We start from the raw sequence: 2,658 nt of genomic DNA, 5'->3' as shown, positions 1-2,658 counted from the left end.
CATCCGCCTCACCGACGCCGCTGCCCAACAGGCCCATACCGGCCAAAGCCCCGAACAGGCCGCCGCCGCCATTTACACCGACCGGCGCAGCGACACCGCCGACGCCCAAGCAGGCTACCTGAACAACCGTTTCGACGCCGAGAAGGTGCAAAACGAAATCGACCTGCAAAGAGCCGTCAGCCAAGACTTCGCCCCCATCGCCGCACAAGGCGTTGCCGTCGCTTCCGACTACTTAGGCAGCACCCAAAACTACCAGCATGCCCAAATGCTGAAAAACCTGTTGGAAGCCGAACTCCGGCAAAACCACAGCGAAGCAGAAAAAGCCGAACTGAGGGCAGATTTAAACCGCATCAACCAATACCTGGCCGACAACCAAGCTGCTTATGAATTGTGGAAAGAAGGCGGTATTGGACGCGCCATCCTGCACGCCGGTGCCGGCGGAGTACTCACCGGCAGCGCAGACGGCGCATTGGGGGCAGGAGCAGCCGCCTTAAGCGCGCCTCACTTGGAAGCACTGGGCAACCGTTTGGGCGGCACAGGCAAAGCCGTGGTAGATACCTTGGGGGCTGCCGCCATCGGTTGGATGGCAGGCGGCACGGGTGGCGCCGTAACCGGCAGCAATGCCGATTGGCACAACCGGCAACTGCACCCCGATGAAATCAAACTGACCACCTCCCGGGAATTTGTCGAGGCCATGAAAGCCCAAGTGCGCAGAGTGGAAGGCCAAGACATTTCCGATCAAGAAGCCATTATCCGCCTGCAAAAACAAATCCTGCGCTGGGTGGACAAATCATCCCAAGACGGCTATACCGATCAGGTAGCCATGTCGGTCTTACCGATGAGCGGTCGCTTCAAAAGCAACGGATTCGAATACAGCTGGGATTACCGTCAATACGACAAACACAATCCCGAAGCATTCAACAACCCCGGTCGTTTTGCCGGGCACACCACCCCTGCCCACCGAGACCGCCTAAGCCGCAGCCACGCCGGGCGCAGCAATGCCGATATCCGGCAACAGGCGGAAGCAAACGAAGCCCTGGCTTTGAACTTGGTGGATACGGCCACCTCGCTGATACGTACTCCTGCGGGTGGCATCAGCGTCCGTGAATGGATAAGAAGCTTTTCTCAGGATGCCACCAAGCTGAGGGGCGGAGCAGCCGATCCCTTATTGGCCGGCGCGGGCGGGGGGAGCGGCAGAACAACGCCTTCGCCGATGGATGGAGAGATAACGGGTAATCACAGACCTCCTGTTCTTACAACTAAAGGAATAGTTGGAAATAATATCCCAGTTTCACTGCCTTCAAACATAAATACTCAAGTACTTAAACAAGCTTTAGATAAAGCAACACCTACTGGAGGACATCCAAACCAACTAATGTATGTACTTGATGATGGAACTAGAGTAATCTTTAGAAAGGACTTCGGTAATCAAGCACATCCTATTGGAAATATTTTTCAAGGAAAGGGAAATATTAATCACTACAATATCGAAGTGCAAATCCCGAAAGCTAATGGAGGTGTAAGAGTGATCGAAAATTTACATATTGTGCCTAACTCATCAGGTGGATTTACTTGGTGGGGAAAAGATGGAGTAATTAGAAAATGAGATGCGAGCTTAATAGAAATGTTCTTTTAACAGAAGAAGGAGAAGATATGCCTTCAGAAACTTTTATCAAAGAGAATAAGCATCAATTATATGTTTCAGTTAATGAGATGAATAGGTATGCAAGTTTTGATTTCTCTTCACGATTAGCTATGTATGAGTTTGGCAGGGAGATAATGCATGAAGCTATATTTGGTAAAGGTGGCTTGATAGAATTCTATCCCATGATTATTAGCGATGGAAAACTAGAAATCATAAATGGGACTAGAATGTCTTTAGAAAGTGCGAGAATTTTTATAAACTATCCGGATGGATCAGGTGAATAAAGTAGAACGACCAATATGAGTGCTCAGGAGGGTTTGAGCAGGTGAATACAGAGTTTGACTCATTAAATCTAAATAATGTAAAAGTCTTATCTGTCGGAAGGGTTGGGGAGATGCAAGATGGAACTAGAGTTGTCGTGAGATCGGTTAGTTCTGATGGTCGCCCTACATTAGAGATTCAATCATCTCCAAGAAAAATTGAAATAAGATACAATCCTTAAATTTGTAAAAGGTATATTGATATGGAAAAATATGGGAAAAAGAATTTATTATGCCAACAGTTCCGTCTGTTGATTCCTTAAATAGCAGTAATGATATATTAACTATTAGATTGGAAAATCCTAAAGGAGAGATAATATTTAATAATTATTTTTTATTTAAGTTTTCTCAAGAATCATATGTATTAAGAACTATTCAAAATCATAATCCAGATGGAAATTTTTTCATGTTTAAATCGCATAATTCTGGTTTTCTTGAGTGGTTTAAAGATGAGAGTTTTGGTATTTATGAAAATGAGGCTATCCACTACCGCTTTATTTTTTTCGAACATATTGTAGAAGTTTTGAGTTCAACTGATCCGATTATTAAATTTTAAAAAAATGGGTAGATGCACCTATTTAGTGGAGATGATAACAATCAGTGGTATTGGAGTGGTAGTGCTGAGGCATCAGTAGTCCGTTACGATTAGGAAATCAAGATAAAGATCGTCTTGGAAGATTAGATTGCAGGGGG

Annotated in this window: 2 protein-coding genes and 1 pseudogene; all 3 read left to right on the top strand. The window is 45.7% G+C overall.

All coding sequences use genetic code 11. The features are described from left to right. A pseudogene (locus HMPREF9371_RS10965) lies at positions 1-1,606 on the top strand (hypothetical protein); the annotation flags it as partial. Between the two features lie 47 nt (positions 1,607-1,653). Then, positions 1,654-1,929, top strand: a complete 276-nt coding sequence (locus HMPREF9371_RS01765; protein ID WP_232203063.1) for a hypothetical protein — start codon at positions 1,654-1,656, stop codon at positions 1,927-1,929. A gap of 268 nt (positions 1,930-2,197) precedes the next feature. Continuing rightward, the gene (locus tag HMPREF9371_RS12380; protein ID WP_009118109.1) at positions 2,198-2,521 is read left to right on the top strand and encodes a hypothetical protein; all 324 of its coding nucleotides are present in this window, start codon (positions 2,198-2,200) and stop codon (positions 2,519-2,521) included. Positions 2,522-2,658: the final 137 nt, after the last annotated feature.

Origin of the sequence: Neisseria shayeganii 871 (assembly GCF_000226875.1) — a bacterium.
GTDB lineage: Bacteria > Pseudomonadota > Gammaproteobacteria > Burkholderiales > Neisseriaceae > Eikenella > Eikenella shayeganii.
Note: the sequence above shows the minus strand (reverse complement) of the source record. Positions and strands in the feature narration are given on the sequence as shown.

Coding starts and splice junctions, on each gene's coding strand:
- HMPREF9371_RS12380 (WP_009118109.1), top strand. CDS start 2,198: ATGCCAACAGTTCCGTCTGTTGATTCCTTAAATAGCAGTAATGATATA.
- HMPREF9371_RS01765 (WP_232203063.1), top strand. CDS start 1,654: ATGCCTTCAGAAACTTTTATCAAAGAGAATAAGCATCAATTATATGTT.